Annotated in this window: 7 protein-coding genes; 2 read left to right on the top strand and 5 right to left on the bottom strand. The window is 65.3% G+C overall.

The genetic code is table 11. The features are described 5' to 3' along the window. The 5 genes from ACPCUW_RS33860 to ACPCUW_RS33840 all read right to left on the bottom strand — a co-directional run. On the bottom strand, positions 1-552 hold a 552-nt coding region (locus ACPCUW_RS33860), incomplete at its 3' end, for a nitrilase-related carbon-nitrogen hydrolase (RefSeq protein ID WP_423429414.1). Continuing rightward, positions 549-1,709 (bottom strand): alpha-hydroxy-acid oxidizing protein, encoded by a 1,161-nt coding sequence (locus ACPCUW_RS33855; protein ID WP_423429412.1) that lies wholly within the window; start codon positions 1,707-1,709, stop codon positions 549-551. The genes ACPCUW_RS33860 and ACPCUW_RS33855, both read right to left, overlap by 4 nt. Before the next feature lie 27 nt (positions 1,710-1,736). Then, positions 1,737-2,429 (bottom strand): DUF2848 domain-containing protein, encoded by a 693-nt coding sequence (locus tag ACPCUW_RS33850; RefSeq protein WP_423429411.1) that lies wholly within the window; start codon positions 2,427-2,429, stop codon positions 1,737-1,739. Between the two features lie 65 nt (positions 2,430-2,494). Beyond that, positions 2,495-3,343, bottom strand: a complete 849-nt coding sequence (locus ACPCUW_RS33845) for an IclR family transcriptional regulator (protein ID WP_423429409.1) — start codon at positions 3,341-3,343, stop codon at positions 2,495-2,497. Positions 3,344-3,618: 275 nt separating this feature from the next. Further along, positions 3,619-4,434, bottom strand: coding sequence for a 2-keto-4-pentenoate hydratase (locus ACPCUW_RS33840; protein WP_423429407.1), 816 nt, complete (start codon positions 4,432-4,434; stop codon positions 3,619-3,621). Positions 4,435-4,648: 214 nt separating this feature from the next. On the opposite strand from ACPCUW_RS33840, the gene ACPCUW_RS33835 reads away from it, so the two are divergent. Both ACPCUW_RS33835 and ACPCUW_RS33830 read left to right on the top strand, forming a co-directional pair. Further along, positions 4,649-5,410 (top strand): alpha/beta fold hydrolase, encoded by a 762-nt coding sequence (locus ACPCUW_RS33835; protein WP_423429406.1) that lies wholly within the window; start codon positions 4,649-4,651, stop codon positions 5,408-5,410. After that, complete coding sequence (locus ACPCUW_RS33830; protein WP_423429404.1) at positions 5,407-6,057, top strand: peptidase C15; 651 nt, start codon at positions 5,407-5,409, stop codon at positions 6,055-6,057. Before ACPCUW_RS33835 ends, ACPCUW_RS33830 begins: the two co-directional genes overlap by 4 nt. The last annotated feature ends 15 nt before the right edge of the window (positions 6,058-6,072 follow it).

The following is a 6,072-nucleotide window of genomic DNA, read 5'->3' as shown; positions in this document are numbered from 1 at the left end:
GAGCTCCCATTGCTCGAGCTTGCCCGGACCGGCGCCCCAGCAGGTAGGAAGGAGGACCGCGTCCGCGCCCCGGTCGGCCAGTTGCTGGAACAGGAGCGGAAAGCGCACGTCATAACAGATCGCCACACCCAGGACGACATCGTCCACAGTCACGGTGAGCTGTTCGGTTCCCGGCTCCACCGCGACGGATTCGCGATGGCCGAAGGCGTCATAGAGGTGGATCTTGTGATACCCCCGGTGATACCCGAGCCCGGTGACCAGCACGGTGTTGCGGATTCGATCACCCGCCGGTGTGAACATTCCCGCGACGACGAGAAGATTGTGCTCGTCGGCCATCTCAGCGACCGCGTCCGCCCAGGGGCCATCGAGCGGTTCGGCGTGGTCGGCGAGTGGACTACCGAACGAAACCATGGTCGCCTCGGGAAAAACGACCACGCGGGCACCGCGCGCGGCGGCCCGCAGCACCCACTCACGGATCTGTGCGAGGTTGTGTCGTGGATCCGCGGTGGAATTGATCTGACAGAGCGCGATGCGGAGCTTCGAACCACTCATCGCCCGACCTGGTGCTCGGCCCGGGGAATCCATCCGGGACGGCTCAGCAGGTATCGCACCATACGCGGGGGGATCGTCAAAGTGTCGGCGATCTCGGCGGGATCCGCAGGTAGCATGGTGCGAACCTGGTGCGGCACACCGGCTTTGAGTTTATCGACCCATTCCGGGTCGATCAGTGCCGCGCGACCGACCGCGATCAGGTCCGCGCCCGCGCCCATGGCCTCGGCCGCGTCGTCGGCCGTGCGAATACCGCCACTGGCGACCACGGCGCAGCGGCTGGCCACCACATCGGCTATCGCTCGGATCGGACTGCGCGATTCGACCCGTGTTCGTGTTCTGGTCCAGTCCCGATCCTCGGGCTGGGGCGAATTCGCGCGGAAGTTGTCCATCGAAATGTGCACGTAGTCGACCCGTGCCCGGGCCAGCCGGTCGACGAGGCGAACGGAATCATCCAGTGTGTAACCGCCGGGCTCGGATTCGAACGGCGTCACCCGAAAGCCCAGTGTCACATGGGGTCCTACCGCATCACGCACAGCGTCGGCGACGGCGAGGGGGAAGCGCATCCGGTCGATATCATCGCCGCCCCACCGATCTCGCCGCTGATTTGCCCGGGGTGAGAAGAACTGGTGAATGAGATAATGGTTCGCGCCATGGATTTCGATTCCGTCGAATCCCGCGCGCACCCCGAGCTCGGCGGCACGCGCGAAGCACGCCAGAAGATCGATGATCTCGTTTTCCGTCAGCTCCCGGGGGACACGAGCGTTCGGGCGGGCGGAGGCAATGGCCGATGGTCCGCGAATGCCTCTCGGTCCCGCGAGCTCCGGCAGCGCGATTCGTCCACCGTCATAGATCTGCAGAATCGCGAGTCCATCTCTTCCGCGAGCTGCCTGGGCGACTGCGCGAAGACTGTCCAGCTGATCGGGACCAGCGGCTCCGATGCCCTGCCACGAGCGGCCGTCGGCGTGGACGTAGGCACACGAGGTGATCGCGGCGCCGAATTCGGTGGCACCGCGGCGGGCAAGGTAGTTCAGTTCGGCCTCTGTCGCGGATCCTTCCGGTGTCGAGGCATCGGTGGTCATCGGCGCGAGGAGGAAGCGATTTCTCAATCTGGCACCGGATTCGAGAATAAACGGTGCCCAAGGGTCGGTAGCGTGCACGGTGGCTCCTGGTGCGGGGATCGGCGGTCAGTCGATGGGTGCAGGGGTCCGGCGCACGCCGTAGGCGAGCGCGATCGAACGCCCGATCCGGTGGTCGGTGAGTTCGACACTCCACCCGGTCCCGAACTGATCGATTCCCGCGAGCATCGGAATCGTGCCGGACAACAGGACGGTGCCCGGACGCAGCAGTTCGCGGCTTCGCAGCTCTTCGACCCAGTACATCGGCGTCAGTAACTCCGCCAGGGTGCCCTGTTGAATCACCTGTCGTCCGGATTCGGTGTGCACCGCACCCGTCAGTGCGATGTCATCGATGTGATCGGCGATATCGGTCAATCGCCATGCGCGTCGCGCCAATACGTCGGGGGCGGCCTGTTTACTCCAGGCGACCCCGTGCTGTTCGAGCCGTCGATCGGTGTGATCGCAGGCGGCGGTCAGCAGGAGGTCCTCGGGGGCCTCACCGCTCACGACAAGGGCCCATTCAGCTTCCCCGGACGTGCGTTCGTGTTGCACGCACACTTCGTCGACCTGCATGGCCAGATAGGGCGAGACGGGATAGACGCACGGAATGCGTGTCGGTGCCGGCACGCCCAGTTCAGCCAACTCGGCGACGTGTGCTGCGACGTCGGCGCTGCTGCGGCCGGCGAATCCGGCGTTGAGCAGCGTGTCTACCGTTACCGGGATCTGCGTGTCGTCGGGCAGTTCGAAGGTCAAGCGGGGCATGGTGTCCTCTGCGGTGCGAAAAATAGGGTGAATTGAAAAAGTTGTGCGGCAACAACTTCGGTTGTTCAGCTGCTGAGTTGCTGCTGCCAGCTTGCTTGCTGCGCGAGCTGGGCGATGCCTGCGGCGGCTGCGCGGACCGCGGGGGCGGCCGCGGTGGGGCGGAAGCGCTGGACCGGGCCCGAGATCGATACCGCCGCAACGACGGCACCGGTCCAGGCGCGGATCGGGGCGGCGACGCAGGTCAGGCCAGGGCGGGCTTCCTGACGGTCGTAGGCGAGGCCGGAGACCCGGATTGTGTCCAATTCCTTGGCCAGCCGGGTGGCCGAGGAGATACTCGATGACGTGGCCGGGCGGAGGTTGTCCGCGACACGCGTGAGCACATCGGTATCGGTGAACGCCAGAAGTGCTTTGCCGACAGCGGTATTCGTCGCGGGCAGGCGGGTGCCGACCTGTGCGGGGGAGTGGCCGCCCTGGTGTCCGTGGATCTTCTCGATGTAGAGGGTGTCGGTGCCGGCGAGGACGCAGAGATTGACAGTTTCGTGTGTCATTTCGTAGAGGTCCAGCAGATGCGGGAGAGCCACTTGGCGAAGGTGCCGGGTTTCGGGATGCGTGGCGAGTGCGGCCAGCTCGGCCAGCCGGTTGCCTGGTGAGTACTCCGTTCCGCGTTTGGTGACCATCTCCCAGTCGACCAGAACCGACAGCAGTCGATGTGCTGTCGACTTCGGCAGCTGCGCGCGCCGCGCTATCTCGGACACACCCATGGTGAGGTTCTGTGGTCCGAAGCTGCTCAACAATGCGAGCGCCTTCGCAACCGAACTCGGCGACTCCTGATCGGGCCGATTCCATGGTGCGATGCCGCGGGCGGCATGAGGGGCGGTTGTGCCCCGAGTGGAGGGAAAGGAGGAGATGGACATGATTGCCTCTCGGTCGCCAGTGCCGACATGGTGGCGGCGGGCTGGGGCTGTCGACAAAAAGTGCGAGGTGCCGCCGCCCCGAACTCCGGATCGGTGTGCTGACGGTTTGTTCGCACATCGAAGCGGGTGTGGCCGGGATGTCGTCTCGTGATGGCCGGCGGGTGCGCCTCGTGACCGAGGTTAGGGCGATGGTGTCCGGCGTCACATCGGGAGAACGCCCGAGGGGGCTACCTATTTGTCGGTCTCGTGGTGGCCCGGTGACCGGAAGCAGCTGTTCAACAGTGCAACCCGAGCGACCCCAAGTGTGTGAATCGAGCGGTCACGGTGGTTCCGGGTGGTACCGCGACCGCATCGGTCAAGGCGCCGGTCATGACGATCCAGCCTGCCTCGAGTGCGTGTCCGCGACGCCCGAGCGAGTTGGCGGCCAGCGCGAGTGCCTGCGCCGGGTGTCCTTGGACCGCTGCGCCGAGCCCGCTGGCGGCGGTTTCACCGTTGATGTCGAGCAGGCAACCCTCCAGCGCGAGATTCAGCGTCGTGGGATCGATTCCGATCGGTCCTGTGGAGAAATACGCCGCCGACGCGTTGTCTGCGATCACATCCGGAAGAGTGAAGCGGAAGTCCACATAACGACTGTCGATTATCTCCAGGCCGGCGTACACCCGCTCGACCGCTGCCAGGGCGGTGGCCGCGGTGACTCCGGGGCCTGCCAGGCGGCGTCCCAGCACGAAGGTGATTTCGGGTTCGATCCTGGGGTGGATGAGCCGATCGTGAGGCAGGGGCGCACCTGGAGGTAACGTCATCGCGTCGGTCAGCCAGGCAGTGAGGGGGGCGGACACCCCCATCTGGCGCTGCTTGGCCGATGACGTCAGCCCCAGCTTCACCCCGACCACCGTTTCGCCGCGTTCGATTCGCTGGCTCAGTGCCTCGTCCTGGACCAGGTAAGCCAGGTCGATATCCAATTCCGGGTGATCAGCGGTGAGCGGTGCACGCGCCGCGCGTCCCGCAGCGGCCGAGAGTAGGTCGGCCGCCATGGATTCGACCGATCTCGGCTGTTCCGTTTTGCGTACCGGTCCGCAGGGTTTCACATCCATCTTGGTGCTCCTCGCGTCGTCGAAACTCGATGCGGGGCTAACCCTGGCCGGAGACGAGAGACCGCGGAACCACTGCGGTCCGCCCCCCGGAACAGGAGGTCCGGGCGGGAGTGGCAGTGCTTGCCGCCCAGCGGAACATCGCCGTTGCCCTGCGGATGCGTGGCCGCCACGCTGCTGTCTCGACAAACAGCTCTGCAGTGGAAAGGAATTGCCGATGGCGACCATGACAATCGACGGGGTCGAGCTGTACTACGAGGATCACGGTGCGGGTGAGCCGCTGTTGCTGATTCACGGAGCCGCCGCCTCTGGCCGATGGTTCGGCGATGTGGTGGCTCAGCTGGCGCGGGTGTGCCGGGTGATCGTGCCGGATCTGCGGGGGCTCGGCCGCAGTCAACGCGTCGAGCCGTTGGCCCAGCCCCGGACCTGGGTGGCTGATCTGTGGCACTTGCTCGATGAGCTCGATCTCGACGACGTCCATCTCGCTGGAGTATCGCTGGGATCGCGCATCGCCGGTCGCCTGGTTCTCGAACAGCCGGACCGCATTCGGACCCTCACCGTCGATGCGCCGATCATCGGACTGAGCAACAGCGGAAACACGTCATTGAATACCGTGTTCACCGAGATCGATCCCGAGAGCGCGCAAGCTCGCGAGTGGCAAATGCTGCACGGCGACGACTGGCGCGACGCCGTAGATTTCTATGCCCGCACACGCGCCACCCCGCAGTTTCAGCAATACTTCACGCTGCGGCCTCACCTCGGCGAGCTCAGTGTGCCCACGCTGGTTTGCCGCGGTGACCACGACGATGCGATACATCCGGTCGACGATGCGTTCGTCTGGCATAAGCAGGCACCGGACACGCGGCTGTTCATCGCACCCGGCCTCACTCAATCGTCGGTGATGCTCGAACGCCCCGAACAGTTCGTCACGGAATTCGCCACGTTCCTGGCCCGGTTCACGTCCGCACGGCCGGCATGATCACAGCACTCGTCACGGGGTTCGGCAGTTACGCACAGGAAACCGACAATCCGAGTGGTGCGCTTGCACAGCGCGTCGACGGACAGACCTTCGATGGGATCGAGGTCGTGGGCCGAGTTCTTCCGGTCGACACCATCGCGGTCCGGGAGGTGCTGACCGCGACGATCGACGCGATCGAGCCGAAAGTCATCGTCGCCACCGGCGTGGCCCCAGGGCGCGCCGCACCGGCGCTCGAGCGCGTCGCGATCAACGTGCGCGACTTTCCGATCCCGGACAACCAAGGGCAGGAACCGATCGATGAACCCGTCGAATTGAACGGGGCCGCAGCCTATCTGAGTACATTGCCGAACAAGGCGATCCTCCGCGCCTGGCGCGAAGCGGGTATTCCGGGTTACCTGTCCAACACTGCGGGCACCTATCTGTGCAATCAAACGTTCTATCTCGCTCGCATGCTGTCCGAACACACCGATGCTCGCACCGGCTTCGTGCATATTCCCGTGACACCGAATCGCGCAGCGCAGTCCGCGATGCCGCCGACACCGTCGATGACGCTTGCTCAACTCGAACGGGCGGTGCGATTGGTCGTATCGGTCGCTGCCCGACACCGCGGTCCGGACCTACGCGTCGGTGGCGGTGCGATCAGCTGACCTACCAGTCTGAGG

It is taken from the genome of Nocardia sp. AB354 (assembly GCF_049538315.1).
GTDB lineage: Bacteria > Actinomycetota > Actinomycetes > Mycobacteriales > Mycobacteriaceae > Nocardia > Nocardia nova.
Note: the sequence above shows the minus strand (reverse complement) of the source record. Positions and strands in the feature narration are given on the sequence as shown.